General features: G+C 56.2%; 15 protein-coding genes, 3 tRNA genes and 1 pseudogene. 4 read left to right on the top strand and 15 right to left on the bottom strand.

The window, feature by feature from the left end; all coding sequences use genetic code 11:
- The 10 genes from ACYVIT_RS23520 to ACYVIT_RS23475 all read right to left on the bottom strand — a co-directional run.
- Positions 1-172, bottom strand: a 172-nt coding sequence (locus ACYVIT_RS23520; protein ID WP_460478297.1) for a GTP-binding protein, incomplete at its 3' end; no start/stop codon positions are given.
- A gap of 55 nt (positions 173-227) precedes the next feature.
- Positions 228-302 (bottom strand) — tRNA-Thr (locus ACYVIT_RS23515).
- A 4-nt stretch (positions 303-306) separates the two neighbouring features.
- A tRNA-Gly gene (locus tag ACYVIT_RS23510) sits at positions 307-380 on the bottom strand.
- 118 nt (positions 381-498) lie between these two features.
- A tRNA-Tyr gene (locus ACYVIT_RS23505) sits at positions 499-585 on the bottom strand.
- 228 nt (positions 586-813) lie between these two features.
- Positions 814-1,818, bottom strand: coding sequence for an asparaginase (locus ACYVIT_RS23500; protein ID WP_415806889.1), 1,005 nt, complete (start codon positions 1,816-1,818; stop codon positions 814-816).
- On the bottom strand, positions 1,811-2,734 hold the full coding sequence (locus tag ACYVIT_RS23495) for a ParB/RepB/Spo0J family partition protein (protein WP_415806888.1): 924 nt from the start codon (positions 2,732-2,734) through the stop codon (positions 1,811-1,813). The genes ACYVIT_RS23500 and ACYVIT_RS23495 overlap by 8 nt, the downstream gene beginning before the upstream one ends.
- A gap of 173 nt (positions 2,735-2,907) precedes the next feature.
- Positions 2,908-3,708: a ParA family protein gene (locus ACYVIT_RS23490; protein ID WP_415806887.1), complete on the bottom strand. Its 801-nt coding sequence runs from the start codon at positions 3,706-3,708 to the stop codon at positions 2,908-2,910.
- Positions 3,705-4,382, bottom strand: coding sequence for a 16S rRNA (guanine(527)-N(7))-methyltransferase RsmG (gene rsmG / locus ACYVIT_RS23485; protein WP_415806886.1), 678 nt, complete (start codon positions 4,380-4,382; stop codon positions 3,705-3,707). Before rsmG ends, ACYVIT_RS23490 begins: the two co-directional genes overlap by 4 nt.
- Positions 4,379-6,298, bottom strand: coding sequence for a tRNA uridine-5-carboxymethylaminomethyl(34) synthesis enzyme MnmG (gene mnmG, locus ACYVIT_RS23480; RefSeq protein WP_415806885.1), 1,920 nt, complete (start codon positions 6,296-6,298; stop codon positions 4,379-4,381). The genes rsmG and mnmG overlap by 4 nt, the downstream gene beginning before the upstream one ends.
- A 3,150-nt stretch (positions 6,299-9,448) precedes the next feature.
- Positions 9,449-9,655, bottom strand: a complete 207-nt coding sequence (locus ACYVIT_RS23475; RefSeq protein ID WP_094823955.1) for a cold-shock protein — start codon at positions 9,653-9,655, stop codon at positions 9,449-9,451.
- Positions 9,656-9,928: 273 nt separating this feature from the next.
- Here ACYVIT_RS23475 and ACYVIT_RS23470 point away from each other — a divergent pair, with 273 nt between their 5' ends.
- On the top strand, positions 9,929-11,095 hold the full coding sequence (locus tag ACYVIT_RS23470; RefSeq protein WP_415808236.1) for a pyridoxal phosphate-dependent aminotransferase: 1,167 nt from the start codon (positions 9,929-9,931) through the stop codon (positions 11,093-11,095).
- Positions 11,096-11,215: 120 nt separating this feature from the next.
- Here ACYVIT_RS23470 and ACYVIT_RS23465 read toward each other — a convergent pair whose 3' ends face one another.
- The 5 genes from ACYVIT_RS23465 to ACYVIT_RS23445 form a co-directional block, all read right to left on the bottom strand.
- Positions 11,216-12,742, bottom strand: a complete 1,527-nt coding sequence (locus ACYVIT_RS23465; protein WP_415808235.1) for a tripartite tricarboxylate transporter permease — start codon at positions 12,740-12,742, stop codon at positions 11,216-11,218.
- Positions 12,739-13,176, bottom strand: coding sequence for a tripartite tricarboxylate transporter TctB family protein (locus ACYVIT_RS23460; RefSeq protein WP_415808234.1), 438 nt, complete (start codon positions 13,174-13,176; stop codon positions 12,739-12,741). Before ACYVIT_RS23460 ends, ACYVIT_RS23465 begins: the two co-directional genes overlap by 4 nt.
- A 170-nt stretch (positions 13,177-13,346) precedes the next feature.
- Complete coding sequence (locus tag ACYVIT_RS23455; RefSeq protein ID WP_415808233.1) at positions 13,347-14,345, bottom strand: Bug family tripartite tricarboxylate transporter substrate binding protein; 999 nt, start codon at positions 14,343-14,345, stop codon at positions 13,347-13,349.
- Between the two features lie 115 nt (positions 14,346-14,460).
- Entirely contained in the window at positions 14,461-15,876 is a 1,416-nt protein-coding gene (locus tag ACYVIT_RS23450) for a sensor histidine kinase (protein WP_415808240.1), read from the bottom strand.
- 25 nt (positions 15,877-15,901) lie between these two features.
- Complete coding sequence (locus tag ACYVIT_RS23445; protein WP_415808232.1) at positions 15,902-16,579, bottom strand: response regulator; 678 nt, start codon at positions 16,577-16,579, stop codon at positions 15,902-15,904.
- Between the two features lie 448 nt (positions 16,580-17,027).
- Here ACYVIT_RS23445 and ada point away from each other — a divergent pair, with 448 nt between their 5' ends.
- The 3 genes and pseudogenes from ada to ACYVIT_RS23430 form a co-directional block, all read left to right on the top strand.
- The gene (gene ada, locus ACYVIT_RS23440) at positions 17,028-18,122 is read left to right on the top strand and encodes a bifunctional DNA-binding transcriptional regulator/O6-methylguanine-DNA methyltransferase Ada (protein WP_415808231.1); all 1,095 of its coding nucleotides are present in this window, start codon (positions 17,028-17,030) and stop codon (positions 18,120-18,122) included.
- Positions 18,123-18,195: 73 nt separating this feature from the next.
- A complete protein-coding gene (locus tag ACYVIT_RS23435) occupies positions 18,196-20,061 on the top strand; it encodes an ATP-binding protein (RefSeq protein ID WP_415808230.1) in 1,866 nt (621 codons plus the stop codon).
- 12 nt (positions 20,062-20,073) lie between these two features.
- Positions 20,074-20,442 (top strand): annotated as a pseudogene (locus tag ACYVIT_RS23430) (response regulator); the annotation flags it as partial.
- Between the last annotated feature and the right edge of the window lie 27 nt (positions 20,443-20,469).

The following is a 20,469-nucleotide window of genomic DNA, read 5'->3' as shown; positions in this document are numbered from 1 at the left end:
CCTTCTCTTCCGGCGCTGCATCGATCTGGTCGTAGCCGCGGGCTTCGCCCCCGAACTTCGTCGACAACACGGTCGTGATCGCCGCCGTCAACGTCGTTTTGCCGTGGTCAACGTGACCAATCGTACCCACGTTCACGTGCGGCTTGGTACGTTCAAACTTGCCTTTTGCCATGGCTGACTCCTGACCTGGATTGAAGCTTCTGACTAAGAAGAGAAGAAAAAATTTGTGGTGCCCATGACGCGGATCGAACGCGTGACCTCTCCCTTACCAAGGGAGTGCTCTACCACTGAGCCACATGGGCAGCTTGGAGCGGGTGAAGGGAATCGAACCCTCGTCGTAAGCTTGGAAGGCTTCTGCTCTACCATTGAGCTACACCCGCGGGCTACCTTTCACCACTCTTCCCACATTTGCTACACCCTGCCACGCGATTAACCGCAAACAGCAGGGCTTTACATCAAGAATCCAGGCAGCCCGCCTGGATTCAAAATATGGGTCTCTGGTGGAGGAGATTGGATTCGAACCAATGTAGGCGCAAGGCCAACAGATTTACAGTCTGCCCCCTTTAACCACTCGGGCACCCCTCCAGCGGAGAACTTGAGATTATGGACACTTTTAAATTGAAAGTCAAATACGACGGGGGATTTTTCGTATATCCGGAACATTTTTTGCCGCCGGGCCGCCCTAGGACAAAGCTGGCCCTGTTGGAGGGCTGCAAACCAAAGGCGCGATATAGGCTTTTTCACGAAAGTTGGCTCGGCCATCCTTTCCCAACCCGCATAAAGCAAGCCTTGGGCACGTGACACCCGTAATGCTCAGTACCGGTCGAAAAACTCTTGTAGCCGGGCCGGATCAGCAGAAACCAACAGACCCAGCATCAACAAGATTCGAGCTTTCTGAGGGCTGAGTTCGCCAGCAGCAATAAAACCAGCGGCATCGTCGTCAACCTCGACGCTGCGCCCCACCCGACCGCTACCTGTTCGGCTGGCACGGACAACGGCCACGCCTTGGGCTGCAGCGCGCTGCAGGGCTTGCATTGCTACATCGGTGGCATTGCCATCGCCCACGCCAGCCAACACCAGGCCTCGCGCTTTTGTGGCGAGGAAGTCGATTAAATCGCTGCCCATGTCCACGCCCGCATGGACAACCTCGACGCGAGGCCAAGCCACGGCATCGAGCATTTCAATCGAAAATTCGCTTGCTGTGCCGTACACCGTATCGTTGCGGGAAAAAAACTGGGCGTGTCTGCCCCGCACCACCCCCGCCCTGCCCCGATTCGGCGAAGCAAAGGCGTTCACCCCCGCGCAAGCCACCTTTTGAATCTCGCGCGCGTAGTGAATATCCTCGTTCATTACCACCAGCGGTCCGCGCCCGCGCGCTGCTTCATTTCCCGCCAATGCCACCGCGTGAAACAGATTGGCAGGCCCATCGGCGCCTGGCGCCGTAGCGGGACGCATTGCACCCACCAATACCAAGGGCTTGTCGTGCCGAATCACCAAGCTGAGAAAGTAGGCGGTTTCCTCCAGGGTGTCCGTTCCGTGGGTCACGACGATACCGTCAATGGCAGAGTCCTGGCATAGGGAATCGATACGCTGCGCCAGTGTTGCCCAGACGGCATGGGTCATATTCTGGCTGCCCACGCTGGCAACCTGCTCTGCCTGTATGTCCGCCAATTGAGCCAGGCCGGGCACGGCGTCCAGCAATTGCTCGACCGCCAAGGCGCCGGCACGATAGGCATGCGAAGCCGTGTCAGCCTGGGCACCGGCAATCGTCCCGCCCGTCGCTACTACCGCGATGACCGGCAACCGGCGTTCAGGCATCCAGGACTCCGGACAGCCCTTGACGCTCCAGCAGGGAATTCAGGTGTTCCCAGCCGTGAAAGTCGATGACGAGTTGACCTTTTTCACGTGCTCCAACTTTCAGCGCAACGCGCGTGCCCAGTTGATCGGAAAGGGCTTCTTCAAGCCGCGTCACATCGCGCGAGGCGCCGTTGCCTTTTTTCCGAGCGGTGGCATCAACATCCTTCACGGCTTTCGCGACGAGTTTTTCGGCCTCACGTACGGACAGGCGCTTGGCAATGATGAGGTTGGCCAATTGAATCTGCATCGCCGCTTCGACCGCCAACAGCGCACGAGCATGCCCCATATCAATATCACCGGCCAACAGCATGGTTTGCACCGGCGCGGCCAGGTTCAACAAGCGCAGCAAGTTGCTGGTCGCGGAACGCGAACGGCCGATAGCCGTCGCGGCCTGCTCGTGAGTGAGACCAAACTCATCGAGCAAACGGCGTACGCCGTGAGCTTCCTCGAGCGGGTTGAGGTCTTCGCGCTGAATGTTTTCGATGAGCGCCATCACGGCGGCGTTTTCATCGGCGACCTCGCGCACCAGAACCGGGACTTCTTTCAAGCCCGCCAATTGCGCGGCACGAAAACGGCGTTCGCCCGCAATGATTTCATAATGCCCGGGATCGTCGTTGAGCGCACGCACCAGAATGGGTTGCATGATCCCTTGCGTGCGAATGGACTCAGCCAATTCGTTCAACGCACCTTCGTCCATGCGAGTACGCGGCTGATACTTGCCCGCGCGCATTTTGCCAACGAGCAATGTCGTCGGAGGTCCCTCTACCTGCTTGACGACTTCAGTCGTCTTTTTGGCGAAGGTATCGATCGCGGGCCCGTCTGCGCCGAGCAGCGCGTCCAGCCCGCGACCCAGACCTTTGGGTTTTTTGGTGGCCATGTCGAAAAATCCTTTTTACAACTTGCTATGCCTGCTGTGGATATCTTGTACGCTGCATAGATGGCGCAAGCTCAAGCATGTCTTGACGCGCAAACGGGAACAATACGCCCGATCACCACCATCTTGAACGTGTGGATAACCCCAGCACGGCATGATGAGTAGCCATGAAAAGATCAATCCATGGCTTCGACGCGTTTGACCATCTCGGCGCCGAAAGAAATATAAGCTTGAGCGCCACGTGAGGCCTTGTCATACACAACCCCCGGCAAACCATAACTGGGGGCCTCGGCAAGACGTACGTTGCGCGGAATCACGGTAGTGAATACTTTATCCCCAAAATGGGATTCCAGCTGTGCGGAAACTTGTTGTTGTAAAGTCATCCGCGGATCGAACATCACCCGCAACAAGCCGATAAAGCTCAAGTCTTCGTTGATGTTGCGATGCACTCGCTTGATGGTATTGACCAGATCGGACAGACCTTCGAGAGCAAAATACTCGCACTGCATCGGAATGATCACGCCATGCGCCGCGGCCAGGCCGTTCAAGGTCAACAACGACAGCGTCGGCGGGCAATCGATCAGCACAAAATCATATTGCGACGCGACAGCGCCAATTGCGGCTTTCAACTGTCGCTCGCGAGCCTCCATGTTGACGAGATCGATCTCGGCGCCGGATAGTTCGCGGTTGGCGGGCAGCACGTCGTAGCCGCCCGCATCGGAACGCACGCGGGCTTGTTCGATCGATGCATCGCCTATCAAAACATCGTATAGCGTGGATTGCAGCGTGCTTTTGTCGATGCCGCTACCCATGGTCGCATTGCCTTGTGGATCGAGATCTATCAACAGCACCCGTCTGCCATGTGTGGCCAAGCCCGCCGCCAGATTGATGGCTGTCGTGGTTTTGCCAACGCCGCCCTTTTGGTTAGCGATACAAAACACGCGTGCAGGACGAGTGCTAGACGTTTTGGTGTTCATAGAGTTCCTTGACTACGACGCATCCAGATCAGGCAGCGTTGTGCATCCAGCTGAGGCACTTGCAGCGCCTGGATATGTTCGACGTGCCATTCGCCCTGTTGATGCAAGGCTTGAATTTCATCTTCGGGGACCTTCCCCTTCATGCCAACGAGGGTACCATCGTTGCGCACGTGGCGGCCTGCCAGTGACGCAAAATCGTTAAGAGAAGCAAACGCACGCGAGATGACGACATCGCATTGCGCGGGCGCGAGAGCTTCGACGCGGCCGTGTACGGCACGTAAATTGGAGAGAGACAACACACCCGACATCTGACGCACGAACGCCATTTTCTTTTCCACGGCATCCACGCAACTGATCTGCCATGAAGGCAACATGATCGCTAATACGACGCCGGGTAATCCACCGCCTGAGCCGATGTCATACACCTTGGTCATGGCGGCAGGATCCAACGTGTTGGCCAAGGGATTGACAACACTCAGGCTGTCGAACAAATGCTGAACGAGCATTTGTTCCGGGTCACGAATCGCGGTCAGGTTGTAGGTCCGATTCCAACGCTGCATTTGTGCCAGATACGTCAGCAACTGTTCCGTTTGTGCAGCAGTGATCGGCAAGCCCAGGCTATCGCAGGCTTGCGTCAGGCGCTGTGCCAGAGTGGCCTCAGACGCGGGGCTCATGCGGCTTGCTTGCGCGTGCCGTAATGCAGACGCTTTAGGTGGATGAGCAATAGTGAGATTGCTGCAGGCGTAACACCGGAAATGCGCGCAGCTTGCCCGATGGTTTCCGGGCGGTGCGTTTTGAGTTTCTGGCGAACTTCGAATGACAGGCTGCTGACAGCGTCATAATCCATATCTGCCGGGATGCGTTGCTGCTCGTGCGACAAGTGCTTTTGCACTTCGTCTTGTTGCCGGGCGATATAGCCCGCGTACTTGACCTGGATTTCGACTTGTTCGGCCAGGATGTCATCGTCGGACACGCCAGGACCGGCCAACAATGAACCATCGATATTGCGAGCCGCCATCAGCGAGTCGTAAGACACGGCGGGCCGTTTTAATAAATCTGATAGTGAGTACTCACGTTCAATCGCTTTACCTAGCAACGGCTCTGCCGCCTCGGCAGGAAAATTACGCGGAGTCACCCAGGTGGATTTCAATCGCTCAATTTCTGCAGCCACTGCATCGCGCTTGCGACTGAATGCATCCCAGCGGACATCATCGACCAAACCTAATTTGCGGCCGATTTCAGTCAGGCGTAGATCTGCGTTGTCTTCGCGCAAGCTCAAACGATATTCAGCGCGAGAGGTGAACATGCGATAGGGCTCTGTCACGCCTCGCGTCACGAGATCATCGACCAACACGCCTAAATACGCTTCGTCACGACGAGGCGTCCACTGCTCTCGTTCTAAAGAACGCAGAGCTGCATTCGCACCCGCTAATAGGCCTTGCGCAGCCGCCTCTTCGTAACCCGTTGTGCCGTTAATTTGTCCGGCAAAATACAGGCCCTCGATGGCCTTGGTTTCCAATGTTGATTTCAATCCACGAGGATCGAAGTAGTCGTACTCGATTGCATAACCGGGGCGCAGAATGTGTGCGTTTTCCAGTCCGGGTAAGGAATGGATCAAATCCCATTGGACATCGAATGGCAGACTGGTGGATACGCCGTTGGGGTAGACCTCGTGGGTATCCAAGCCCTCGGGCTCGAGGAAAACCTGGTGTGATGCCTTGTCGGCAAAACGATGGATTTTGTCCTCGATAGACGGACAGTACCGCGGTCCTACGCCTTCGATCACGCCACTGTACATGGGTGAGCGATCGAGTCCCGCACGGATGATGTCGTGCGTACGGGAATTGGTGTGGGTGATCCAGCACGGCAGCTGACGCGGGTGCATGGATGTGTTGCCCAAAAAGGAGAACACGGGAATCGGATCGAGGTCGCCTGGTTGTTCTTCGAGGACGCTGTAGTCGATGGTGCGGCCGTCGATGCGAGGAGGCGTTCCGGTTTTCAACCGTCCTTGGGGAAGCTTCAATTCTTTTAAGCGCTGGCCCAATGAGATCGCGGGTGGGTCGCCGGCACGGCCACCGGAGTAATTTTCCAGGCCTACGTGAATCAGGCCATTGAGGAAGGTGCCGGCAGTCAGGACGACGCTGCGGGCGCGGAACTTCAGCCCGATCTGGGTGATGGCCCCCACTACTCGATCGCCTTCGACCATGAGATCGTCGACGGCTTGCTGGAATAGCCACAGGTTAGGTTGGTTTTCCAGGCGATGACGAATGGCTTTACGGTACAACACCCGATCAGCTTGCGCTCTGGTTGCACGCACGGCGGGGCCCTTTGACCCATTCAAAATACGGAACTGAATCCCCGCCTCGTCAGTGGCAATGGCCATTGCTCCGCCCAGAGCATCGACCTCTTTGACCAAGTGTCCTTTGCCTATTCCACCGATCGACGGGTTGCAGGACATTTGGCCCAGGGTCTCGATGTTGTGCGTCAACAATAGCGTCTTGGCGCCAATGCGGGCAGCTGCCAACGCAGCCTCAGTGCCGGCATGGCCGCCACCGACGACGATCACGTCAAATTCGCGCGGGTAATTCATGATGGGGGAATGGGGGGAAGAGCTTGTTAGGTTCCATTATAAAGGGGACCTTGGGGATGTTTCACGTGAAACATGAGGGGAAGTTGCAACGGGTGGCATCTTTTTGGGCTTTCATGGAGTATGGGGGTGTGTTTCACGTGAAACATTGGGGAGGTGTGGTGACTGATATGGGCGAGCAGGTTCTTTTGGCGGTGAGGCGGGGTGGTGGTGAGGGAGGGGCTTCACGTGGTCGGTCGGCCGCCTTCGCGTCCGACATCGCTTCGTCAACCTCGTCGCTACGCTCCTTCGGTTTCCCTCGCTCGACCACGAGGCGCCCCTCCCTCACCACCACCCCGCCTCTCCTCGCAGAATCTTGGATCGCTGCATAGCAGGTACGACTGTCTTGCTTAGGCTTCGTGGGGACAACTGTGTCCAAGAGGAGGACTTTGCAGGGTTGTTATCAGCGGGCGCCTACGGGCGCGCCCGCTGATAACGATCGAGCGTGGACCGCTGAGATATGGGTGTGGCGCTGGTTTGGGAGTGTTTCACGTGGAACATGTGGGGCGAAGGACTGATGAGAAGTTCTGACTTGGCCAAGAAGACTTCTGCCCTTCTCTGTTCATGAGGGACCTGGGGTTATGAGTCAGCCTTCGGAAAGAAGGTCGTGGGTGTGGGTTCAGTCTGAAATGCGTTCTTCTCTACGGCGGGGATTTTCCCGGCAAGCCAGAAGTAACTACGAGTCAACAGACTTCTCACATCTACGAAATAGGCTTATGTTTCACGTGAAACATCGGTACGTCATGTCTGAAGAGCCACGCCCTCACTCGATGTCTCTTTTATTCTCAGCCCTAAGTCGGCCATACGGATATCTTTACACTGTTTCACGTGGAACATAACCCTGGGAAAAGAGTCTTGGGCGACGAGAGGACCGCTGTCAGGAGAAAGCGCATCGAGCCCCAAGCCCCCCCGGCCCGCAATGAGTGCCCTCTGCAGTACCGGTATGGGCACCTTCCATAGGCAGATAGCAATCCACTGGGGCAACCTCAGACGGGTATCTCGCCATACGCAACCAATACGAGGGATGCCTGTGCTTCGGCAGATGCTTACCCAATGATCAGCCCAAGGTTAGAAAATGATGGGCCCGACCCTACCCTCCTACCAACGTAGTGAACGGCAAACACTGCGCAGTAGCGACCTAACCGAGAGGGTCACTGTGGCAGAACATATGCTTGTACCTGACCCTCAATAGGTCGACATACTGATTAATGACCGCCCAAGCGGTTAAGCGCTGGCAGTTATTCCGGTAATGGACACCCACTATTGGCCAAGCAGTTGGGCCGTATGGGAGGGTTCTCTAATGATTCGGGCTAGCTCTTGGCGCCCTGTTTCACGTGGAACAATGCGCGGTAGCAGAACGCAGAGCCCAATCGCCGAGATGAATGCGGATCTCTCCGGTTCCTTGATGCTTTATTGACGCCCCATCCTGGCCTTGAATAGTTTGTGTTAACGACATGGTGAGCTGCACATGGCACATCGAGCAAATACCGAGGCGACAGAGGATGACAGGCAGGATCGCCACAAACGAATCTAACCCCGCGTCGGGGCCGAGCAGGAATCCTATACCTGACATCGAAAGCTACGACCAACGCCATGCTCCTCCCGAAATCACTCCCCACACTCAACTCCCCACACTCAACTCCCCGTGCTCGAAACCACGGCCCGGACCGCCTATCCTTCCACCATACCCAACATCAAGCCCCCGAGCTCGCCCCTATTCCGTGGATAACTACGGGTCCTAGAATCCACCCCGGCGCTTGCCTAAGCCACCCTAAGCTCCTTGCCTAGCCGCTTCCGTTGCCCTTACCTCGTCTGTTTGCCAGCCCTTTGCCAATCCCTCCCAATCCCCCTTAGCCATCTTCTCCACGCCTCTAGCGCCTAAGGCTCTTATCCCGGTTCATCCAATTAACTCATCTAGATCCTGCACCTCACAATGCCCGCTCCCGAGCTCTTCGATCGCCACGGTCGGGCGCGCCCGTAGGCGCCCGACCGTGGCAGCCCAGCAAGATATTCCTCCTTGATCCACCCTCTCCTACGAAGCCTAAGCAAGACAGTTCCCCCGCCGCTGTGGCAACACGAGATAACGCGAGTTGAGCGGGGGAGGAAGCGGTGTGGGGGCGCCTCGTGGACGAGCGAGGGAAACCGAAGGAGCGCAGCGACGAGGTTGACGAAGCGGTGTCGGACGCGCAGGCGGCCGACCGACCACGCGAAGCCCCCACACCGCTTCCTCCCCCGCTCAACGCCAGAAGAACTCTTATCCACAACCGACCAACACCCCTACTATCCAGGGCCTGTCAAACCAGCAACTATCCACACCCCCTCCCCCGCAACTCCACCCACCAAACGTTATCCACAAAACTCCCACCCAGGCGAACCCCCAACTACTCACGCCCTGTTTCACCTGAAACTTGCCACCACAACTTGTCCACAAACTCCGACCTTCACCTTCAGCCTCCTCATCCACCCAGTGGATATCTTTGCGATATCAAAGAATAAAAAAAGCCGAGTTGGATAACTCGGCCCCTTACTCGAAAACAAGCTCTCATCGAAACACTAGTGCCATCGTTCCGGCACTGATAATCACAAATCTATCCACAAATAATCTTGCCCCGTATAAAACCCAAAATCACACAGAAAACCCCCACATAGCCCCTGGGGATATCTTTGTGAACAACTGAGCTTTCGCCCCTCGAATTTTCCGTATGCGAGCACAGAAAATATTGATCCTGATGGAACCTTTCCTGCGAGCTCGTCACAAGCTTGCCGCCTTAAGCCTTGAAAAACCACGTAAAAATGCCCGGGCGCGAATAAACAGGACGATAATCAGCGGCGATAGCCTGATCACTATGGGTCAAGATATCTATATAGTATTTCTGTGCAAAACCCACGTTTCGAGGCATCGAGCCTGCCTCTGGCTCGAAACTCGTCCCACCGCTGGATTCAGGCCTTATCCACAAACTTATTCCCAACATTATCCACAGCCTCACACTCACCCCGTTATGCCGGCCTGTCGGATCGCGAGCACGCAAATGCGACAACGCCCCGGAGCCATACGGCCACGGGGCGTTGCAGCCAGGTAAAACCTGGCTCACGGGAAAAACGGGATTTCCCGAATTAAAGCGGGCGAATTTCGGCCGCTTGAGGTCCTTTCGGACCGTCCTTGACTTCGAACTCCACTTCCTGGCCTTCGTTCAGGCTGCGATAACCGCGCCCCTGAATGGCCGAGAAATGTGCGAATACGTCCGTACCGCCGGCGTCCGGCGTAATAAAGCCGAAACCCTTATCGGCGTTGAACCATTTGACTTTGCCCTTCTGAACCATTTGTGTAGCGTCCCGATAATAAAAATGAATGCTAGTGAATCAAGGACGCCGACTAGAAATAGGCTCGTACAACGCTTGAATCAACTGCGAGACTTAGCATACTCACGCATCTTTGACGAAACAAATAGTTGTTTACCCGTATGTCGCATTTTTTCCATATCAGCGTTGAGGCAATATATCGGTCATAAATCGGGACTAATCAGAATCGCATTCCCGAGTTAATGGGATACTTGCCCGTTCGCTTTTTATTTCACCCCTAGCTGCATTATTGCCATGATCCGATCCAAGCTGCCTGATGTGGGCACCACCATTTTCACTGTCATGAGCCGGTTGGCTATCGAACATCAAGCCATTAATCTCGGACAAGGTTTTCCCGATTTTGACCCGGACGCGCGCTTATGTGATTTGGTGTCGCGCGCCATGGCCGCAGGACACAATCAGTACCCCTACATGCCTGGCGTGGCGCCATTACGCCAGGCTATTGCAGAAAAGACGCTGGCTCTTTATGGCCACCGCTACGATCCCGAAACCGAGATTACCGTCACCAGCGGGGCCACTGAAGCCTTGATGGCTACCGTATTGGCGGCCGTCAACAGCGGTGATGAGGTCGTTGTCATCGAGCCCTGCTACGACTCGTACTTGCCAGCCATCCGTTTGGCCGGCGGCACGGCCGTACCGGTGCCCTTGCGTGCACCGACAGAGGCAGACCCGTATTACCGCATCGACTGGCAACGCGTGCGTGATGCCATCACTTCTCGTACTCGTTTGTTGATGTTGAACTTCCCGCACAACCCCACAGGCGTGGTGCTCGAGGAAAGCGATCTGGATGCCCTGGAGAGCATTGTCCGGGATACCGGTATTTTGCTGCTTTCAGACGAAGTCTACGAACACATCGTGTTTGACGGGAAACCTCACGCCAGCCTGGCCACTCGGCCGCTGCTGGCTGAACACGCGTTTGTCATTTCTTCGTTCGGCAAGACCTATCACACGACGGGCTGGAAAATCGGCTATTGCTGCGCCCCGCGCCAACTCAGTACCGAGCTGCGCAAAGTCCACCAGTTCATGGTCTTTACCGTATCGTCGCCCATGCAGTTTGCATTGGCGGAATTCATGCAGGATCCCAAGCCGTACACCGAGCTGCCATCGTTTTACCAAGCCAAGCGGGACCGCTTGACAGCTGGCTTGGCCAATACCCGGTTCAAACCTTTGCCCAGCCCCGGCACGTTTTTCATGTTGGCCGATTACAGCGAGATCTCCAAGCAATCCGAAGCAGACTTCGCTCGAGATCTGACGGTGCAACATGGCGTCACTGTCATCCCGATATCAGCCTTTTATCAACACCCCGACGCAGAGGCCTCTAATCATCGCCTGGTGCGCTTTTGTTTCGCCAAGAAGGACGCGACCCTGGATCAGGCGATTGAACGCTTAGCGGGCGTTTAAATCGATTTAGACGCTAGTGACTGTATCTGCCCAGCACGGCGCCAAGCATCGCACGTAGACCTTCCAAAAAATGGGGCCAGAAGGCGAACATCCTTCTGGCCCCATTTTTCATTCACCGACTCAGGCGGCGGCCTGTTCCGATTTACGATTTTCACGCAGTTTTCGCAACAGTTGCGGAACCACGACAACAGCAATCGCGGCGATCCACAGACCGATCGACACCGAGCTTTGATACAAGACGGCAACATCGCCATTGGTGATGGACAAGGCACGGCGCAGGTTCTGTTCCATCATGTCGCCGAGCACGACCCCGAGGACCAATGGCGCCATGGGCACGCCGAACTTGCGCAAGAAATACCCAATCGTACCGATACCGACCACCATCAACAGGTCAAACGTACCGGAGTTGATCGCATACACACCGATGAAGCTGATGCTGAGGATGCCTGGCACCATCAGCCAACCAGGTACGGAGAGTACCTTGGAAAACACACGAACCATCGGTACGTTCATGACGAACAACAGGACGTTCGCAATGAATAACGAAGCAATCAGGCCCCACACGAGTTCGGGCTTGGTATCGAACAATACCGGGCCCGGCGTGATGTTGTAGAGCGTCAGCGCCCCCATCATGACGGCCGTCGTACCCGATCCCGGGACACCCAGCGTCAACATCGGCACAAAGGAACCAATCGCCGACGCCGTTGCGGCGGATTCCGGTGCAACCAGTCCCCGCATATCGCCTTTGCCAAACTTGGCATTGGGATCTTTGCTTTCGATAATGCGTTTTTCCTGGGAGTAAGCCACGGCAGCGGCAACGCTGGCACCAGCACCGGGCAACACACCCACGCCGAACCCTACCAGCGAGCTGCGCACGATGCTCCACCACGTGAACGCCAGCTCTTTCAGGTTGAATAGCTTGCGACCGCTGGACTTGACCTCGATGCTGTGTCCGGCCACGACTTTTTCAAGCATCTCCAGCATCTCGGCAACGGCAAATAGCGCGATCACCACCACCACGAAGTCGATACCATCAGCCAAGTGCACCGAATCGAAAGTGTAGCGATACACGCCCGAGTTGGAATCCACGCCGATCACTGCAATGCCCAAACCTATCATCGCAGCCAGTACGCCCTTGATGGGTTGTTTACCCAGCAGACTCGTCAAGCAGCAGAACGCGAAAACCATCAGCACAAAATATTCGGCTGGACCGAACGCCAATGCCCACTTGGCCAGCATCGGCGCCAGCAAAATGATGCCTGTCACGGACACGATCGCGCCGACAAACGCCGAACATGCAGACAACGACAATGCAACGTTAGCCATGCCTTGACGCGCCAATGGATAACCATCCAACGTCGTCATGATGGCGCTGGCTTCGCCAGGCACGTTCAACAGGATCGATGTAATGCGCCCACCGTATTCAGCCCCGACATATACCGCGGCCAACAAGATCAAAGCAGTTTCCGGCGGCAGGTTCATCGCAAATGCAATCGGAATCAGCATTGCCACGCCGTTGATAGGACCCAGGCCAGGCAAGACCCCAACCATCGTGCCGATGAAAGAACCGATCGCCGCAACCAACAGATTAGTCAGCGAAAACGCGACGCCAAAGCCAATAGATAAATGATCGACGATGCCGCTCATAGCAGATCTCCCAGCAGACCGGCGGGCAAGACAACGTCCAGCGCTCTGTCAAACAAGAAATAGAAGAAAACGCCCATAATCACGCCGCCGGTCACGCATTTCAGCCACGCACCGCCAAACAGACGACCAACGTAAACCGTCATCAACATGGTCGCAATGATGAAGCCCAACCACTGAAACAGAAACGCATAAGCCGCCGCGCCCAACACCATCAGCGCAATGCGCGAATTGGCACCGGGAGGATTGCTTTCGACAGGGTTGCCGCCCTTGATTGCCAGACGCAGCCCGCACAACCCGATCATCAAGGCAATCAGCATCGGAAAGGCGCGCGGCCCGACAGGCTCGTAAGCGAAAGGTGCTTCGATACCCCAGCCGGCCCATGTCATGAAGGCAGCCAGGAACAGGGCACAAATACCCAGAGTTCGATCAGTCATGATCTCTTGTCCTGAAATCGGCGCGCCGGGGTTCACGCGGTGCATGCATGGCGACCAAGGCGGCGCAAAACAGGGCGTCGGATGCTGACGCCCCCGGAAAAGGTCGCCACGCTGCGCCCTCGGCTTGCTGCTGCCTCGGGCGCCCGCCGGCTAAACCTACAGATTGCGTTTTACTTTTTGATCAGGCCGAAGCTATCAGCCAGCTCTTCGTATTTTTTGACTTGTTCTTTGACGTAGGCATCCAGCTCAGGCCCCGTCTTTTGGAACGGGAACAGGCCTTGTTGATCACGCAGCTTGGCGTATTCCGGCGCAGCCATCATCTTGTTGAAAGCATCAACCCAGAACTGGTAGTCCTTGTCCGAGACCTTCGGACCGACATAGAAGCCACGGATGATGGGCCAGGTAATGTCGTAGCCCTGCTCTTTCGCCGTGGGAATTGCGTTGAGTTTGCCGGGCAGACGTTCATCGTTGAACACTGCCAGCACGCGGATCGGTGCGCCGCCTTCGAGCATGGTGAAAGCTTCGGCAGCGTCACCCATGTATGCCTGGATATGGCCGCCGCGCAGTGCCGTTACGGCCTCGCCACCGCCTTCGAAGGCAACGAAACGCATTTTGCGGAAATCCACGCCTGCGGCTTTGGCAGTCAGGGCGGCTTTCATCCAATCCTGGCTGCCTACAGTACCACCTGCGCCCAGCACGATCTTGGTCGGATCCTGCTTGAAGGCTTCCATCAGGCTCTTCAGATCCTTGTAGGGGGAATCATCGCGTACGACAGCTACGCCGTAGTCGGTGCCGATGCCTGCCAGCCAACGCACGTCGTTGACGTTGTATTTGCCGAACTTGCCTTGCGCCAGGTTCAACAGCGAACCACCCGAGAACGCCACGATGCTGCCGGGCTCGTCAGGATGTTGTGCGACCACGTTGTTATACGCCACGGCACCAATGCCGCCGGGCATGTAGACGATACGCATGGCGGATTTCAGTGCGCCGCTCTGCTTGAGGCCTTCGGTAGCCAGACGGCAGGTCAGGTCAAAGCCGCCGCCAGGCTGGGCGGGAGCAATACATTCGGGCCGACGAGGTTCGTCGGCAGCGTGGGCGGTTGCCATACCCAAAACCAGGGCACATGCGCCAAATGCTGCGGCCAGGCGGGCTTTCAGAAAGAGTTGCATCTTGCGGTCTCCGTGAATCGCTTTTTAGATGTCATCGTGAGCCGGCCATGCCCACAAGACGGGATCCATGACCAACGGATCGCAACCGTACTCAATCCGGCCTTTCCGGAACCTTTCAATTTCCCGCAATTTCGTGCCGCAATGCAGCATTTGGGAATGAACCTAGGGTAAACACTAGTGCGGCACGCAGTCCAGGCTGCGGTTGCCGGTTCTCCAACACGAATCTGCCACCATGGATTTCCACGATGGTTCCGACGATAGCCAACCCCAAACCGGCACCTGGCTTGTTTTTGCCTGCGGCACCACGGCGGAAACGTACGCTGGCTTGGGAAATATCTGCTGATGACATGCCCGGCCCGCTGTCTTCAACGGTCACCCGGGCATAGCGCTCGTCCGCGTAGACGCGCACAGTGACTTGGCTCGCTGGTGCCGTATAGCGGATGGCGTTGTCGACCAGATTGCTGAGGGCTTCACGCAGCAACCAATCAACACCTTGGATGCGAACGGGCAGACTCGAGGCTTCAAGTCCCAGATCAAGGTGGCGCCCCCGTGCGGCGGGCAACAATGTGCGAATGACGTTCTGGGCGATATCCACCAGGTCGACTTCTTCGGGGACCAAGCCGGCTTCGCTCAGCGACGCATTTTTGGCGCGTGCCAGCGCCAGCATCTGATTGGTGGTGCGCACCGCTCGATCCAGGCCCTCTTGCATGGCAAGCAGGGCCGTACGTATTTCGGTCGGGTCGGTTTCCCGCAGTGCATAAGCCGTCTGGGTCCGCAAAACGGACAAGGGCGTGCGCAATTGGTGCGAGGCGTCGTCCAGGAACTGGCGCTGGACCCTCGCCTGAGCCGTAAAACGGCTCATATGGAGATTTACGGCATCGACCAAGGGAGCGACCTCACTTGGGATGTCCGGCGCGTCTACGGGGCTTAAATCGTCTGCTGAGCGCTTTTCCACATCCTGGCGTAACCGTTCGAGAGGACGCACTGCCCGAAAAACGCTCCAGACCACCACCAGCACCACAATCAGTATCACCACGATGTCGCGCTCGAGCGCACGTACTAACGACTGATTTAGAAAATTTTCACGGGTTTCCAGTGATTCGGCAACCTGCACGATTACCCGGCCGCCGCGGTTGTTGTACAGAGGGGGATCCATCGGCCTGGCCAAGGCCGCGACACGCAACGATAAGCCTTGGTATTGCGCGTTAAAAAACTGCGGTTGTCCTGAAATCAGGGGCTTATTCGGCAAAGGCAGGTCCTGATTGCCGATTTCTGCCAACCCGTCTTCGGTAGCGATGCGGTAATACACGTTGCCATTGGCAGTGAGCTCGAAAAATTCAAGCATCAAATACGGCTGCTCGAGACTTAGTCCACCGCTGGCTGTGGATATGTTGTGATCGATAGAACGCAGCGCTCCCGCGAGGGCACGGTCATATGCCTGATCGACCTGGTTGCGCAGTTGATAGTTTGACAGCCACAAAGCTATCAACATGATGAAAACTAGGGCCGGAATCAGCCACCACAACAACAATGATTTCAGGGTGCGATGGCGCGGCCTAAGTTTCAAGAATCGCCTCCAGGCAGTATCCCATTCCCCTCAGGGTCACGATTTGCACGCCTGTATCGGCGAGTTTTTTACGCAGCCTGTGCACAAGTACTTCGATGGCTTCCAGGTTGATATCCGAGTCATCTGTCTGAATGCGATCCAGGATCTGCTGTTTGTTGATGGGTTCGCCGCTGCGTTGGATAAGTACGCGCAACACAGCATGTTCACGGGGCGATAACTGCAACGGTTGACCACGTACAGTAAATCGCTGTGCAGAAGTATCCAGCACCAGATCACCAAGTGCCAGCCGCGGATGTTCGCGGCCGCGACTGCGGCGGATCAACGCGATCAATCGTGCTTCGAGTTCCTCGAGCACAAATGGTTTGGGCAAAAAATCATCAGCTCCCTCGTGCAAGGTATCGACGCGTTCGGCCAGAGAGTCGCGTGCCGTCAGTACCAGAACAGGAGTCCGGTCATCGCGAGCCCGGATTTTCGCCAGCAGGGTATGGCCATCCATACCGGGCAAGCCTAAATCCAAAATGACAGCATCGAACTCTTCCACAGCCAGCCGCCTTTCGGCGACCAGACCGTCATCAGCCCATTCAACAACAAAACCGGCATGCCGGGCCAGGCTGCGGGATAACCACCGAGCCAATTCGGATTCGTCTTCTATGAGGAGGATACGCATAGCTTATTTTTGCACCGCTGGGCGCTGGTGGGATTGCATGTTTGTTTTTCTCTTTTCTTTTTCTTTATATAAAGACTAATGATTAATAGAGTCTGTGGATAACTGCATCAACTCAAAAAAGCCATTCTATTTCATGAGCTTGTAGCGGTTTTTGGCTGTGCAGCAGTTCTGTGTAGCGCTGCGGACCAAGTTGAACAACTTTTGGAGCTCGGCCCAAAAAGCCGGCTTGTTCAATTTACGTCCACACGCTGTGCACAGTCCCGCTTTCTAGAGGTTATCCACAGGCGGTTTTGGGGTCGGATGGACCTCTGTGGATATGGTGTGAATACTTACTTTTCAAAAATTCCGGCTGTCTGGGAATTTGAGCGCAAGAATAGGATGTCTTGCGCTCAAATTCGGATCTACAGTGAGCTATCAGCCTCAAATGGCGTTTTTTCCGAGTGACCTAATGTCGAATTTGTCCGATCCGAGCGATATAGACTTGTACACAACCGACCAGGGGCGCTGGCTGGCAGTACAGAACCGAGATCCCGCGGCGGATGGATATTTCGTCTATGCCGTACGTACTACAGGGGTGTACTGCCGGCCCAGCAGCTCGGCACGATTGCCGCGCCGTGAGAACGTACTGTTTTTCGATACCCCTGAAGCCGCCGAGGCGGCGGGGTTCCGCCCCAGCCGGCGGGCAAGCGCAGATCGCACTGCGGCTGCCAGCCGTCGTGCAGTGCTGGTTGCCCAGGCCTGTCGCCAGATAGAAACAGCGGAAATGCCTCCCAGCCTGGAAGCATTGGCCGTGCAGGCTGGCGTCAGCATTTTTCACTTTCATCGCCTGTTCAAGGCAGAAACCGGAGTTAGTCCAAAGGCCTACGCGGATGCCCTTCGTGCCAAACGGCTGCGTGACGAATTAGCGGGGGCGCCAACCATCACGCAAGCGATTTACGAGGCGGGGTTCAATTCCAATAGCCGGTTTTACGAAGCATCCGATCGCTTGTTGGGGATGCGTCCAAAAGACTATAAGTCAGGCGGAGCCAATACTGATATACGTTTTGCCGTGGGTGAATGCTCACTCGGAGCAATTTTGGTGGCTCGCAGCCAACGAGGAATCTGTGCGATCTGGCTGGGCGATGATCCTGATCAGTTGGTGCGGGACCTACAGGATCGTTTTCCATTTGCTCGACTAAGCGGTGATGACTCTGAGTTCGAACAGTGGGTAGCGCAAGTCGTGGGATTTGTAGAGGCGCCTGGTGTGGGGTTGAACCTGCCGCTCGATGTACGTGGAACGGCGTTTCAACAACGCGTATGGCAAGCGCTGCGAGATCTCGCGCCGGGCGCTACGGTCAGTTATGCGGAACTCGCACAGCGCATCGGGGCGCCCAAGGCTGTGCGAGCGGTGGCCCAGGCGTGCGGCGCCAATCAATTGGCGGTGGCCATTCCCTGTCACCGTGTGGTCAGGCGTGATGGGGATATTTCGGGATATCGCTGGGGCGTGGAACGCAAACGCGAACTGCTGCATCGCGAGTCGGAGACGGCTGTGTTGGGCGACTGAAACCGCCGATTTCAGTTTTCGTGTTCGGCACGAAAGCAGATACACTGCCCGCCTCATTCGCTGACAGCACACCATGACGCCTTCTGAATTTTTCGTGGGTCTAGACGGGTTGCCCACACTGCGAGATCGCCTACCTACCCGGGTGATCGCGAGCCTGTTGTTTTCTCTGGTCGTTGTATTGATGCTGCTTGCCTGGATGTTGTCGCTATCGCGGGGGCTGGAACGCGCTGATGCCGCAACGAAAGAGATAGGCAATCTGCGCATGATGGCAAATCAGATTGCGATCGCGCTGATACGTCCCGATGCGGAACGACACGCCGCATTGGATCGAGCTTTACATGTACAAGATCAGGCGTTGAGGCTTTTGGCGGGCGGGAGCCCGTCCAGGCCCTTGCGATTGCCTCATGTCGCACATATTCGCGAACAACTGACCACGGTTGCACAACTGTGGAACCAGCATCTCAAACCGGCTGTTGCCGAGGCGGAAAAAAGCGGCGAGACGAATACCTATCTGGACAACCTGCCTGCGTTCATGACCGAGACAGATCGGCTGGCTGGCATGATTGAATTGGACAACGACAAGAAAAGAACGCTGCTGCGCTTTTTTCAAGGCGTCATTGCGGTGATTGGCAGTGTCGGTACTGGTCTGGCCATCTATCTGTTGTACGTCTGGATCATCCAACCGATGTTGCGTTTGCGAGAAGGGCTGCATCGTTTGACGGCGGGGCAATTCAATACCCGGTTGCCCGTTAAGACACGCGACGAGTTCGGCGTACTGGCGCACGGATTCAACCTGATGGCCGACAAGCTGGAGCATCTGTACCTGGAGCTGGAAAACGGCGTTCGCACCAAAACGGCAGAGCTGGAAAAACGCAATCGAGAGATTGCGTCTTTGTATATGGTGACCGCATTCTTGAATCTCCCTAACGATATCGAGGCGATGTGCCGGGGTTTCTTGCAACGGGTTATCGGCGAGGTTGATGCTGCCGGCGGATCGGTGCGCCTGATTGAATTACCAAATGAACATGCGCACGTCGTCGTGTCCGAGGGTGTTGCGCCGCAGGGCGATGAACTGACGTCCGGCACGATTTGCGCGCACACTGACTCGATTGTTTATCGCACTGATGCTTGCAGTGTGGCGACGTTTCGCATCATGACCCGCGATGAAAACCTGGGAGAGTTCGCGCTGCACTTTGACGCCGGGCGTGAGTTGCTGCCCAGTGAAACGCAACTGTTGGAAACCCTGGGTCAGCATCTGGGCGCCGCTCTGGATCACCGCCGCCTGGAGGCCAAAGCCCGGCAGTTAGCGGTGATCCGTGAACGCAGTCTGATGGCACAGGGATTGCACGACAGCATTGCGCAGGGCTTGAATTTTCTGAAGCTGCAATTGCAATTGCTCGAAGACGCCATGAAGCGCGCAGATTACGAAGACCTGCAGCAGATTGTGCCGTTGTTACGCACGGGAGTCGATGAAAGTTATCAGGATGTGCGAGAGCTCTTGGTGAACTTTCGTACCAAGCTCGACCAGGTCGAATTGTCGGTTGCCATCGAAGATACGGTCGAACGATTTAAACGGCAGACCGGCATTGTGATTGATCTGGATACGCAGTACAAAATGGGGCGCCCCTTATCGCCCGAGCAGCAGTTGCAGGTACTGTTCATTTTGCAGGAAGCCTTATCGAACGTGCGCAAACACGCTCAGGCGGATCATGTGCGCGTGACATTACGCAATGCCAATGATTTTGAAATGAAGATTGCCGACAATGGCATCGGCTTTCGCATGGATGACATTCGTCAAGGTGACGAAAATCACATTGGATTGAATATCATGCACGAGAGAGCTGCGCGATTGCATGCCGAGTTGGAGATGACATCCCAACCGGGAACAGGAACCACCGTGCGGCTGGTATTGCCGCATTCCGAACGTTCTGTGGTCTGAATTTGCGACATTATGACTATCCGTATTGTGTTGATCGACGATCACGCCCTGTTCCGATCGGGTGTACGGCTGCTGTTGCAGCGGCAACCCGATTTTGACGTCGTCGCAGAAGCGGCCGATGGTATCGAGGGGGTCAAGCGCGCCAAAGCGTTTCAGCCCAATGTGATTCTGCTGGATCTGAATATGCCAGGGCTGTCGGGTCTGGAAACGCTGAAGCTGCTGGTCCAGGACGTGCCAGATGCTGCCGTGCTGATATTGACCGTATCCGAAGAAGCCGACGAACTGGCGCAGGCGTTACGGGATGGGGCGCGTGGCTTTTTAATCAAGAATATCGATGCCACAACATTGGTGGCGGCCATTCGGCAGGCAGCCGGCGGTAAATTTTTTCATACGGGCGAAGCGCCCGGT

The sequence above is a fragment of the Bordetella muralis genome, from assembly GCF_054781015.1.
This window is presented reverse-complemented; position numbering and strand designations above follow the sequence as displayed.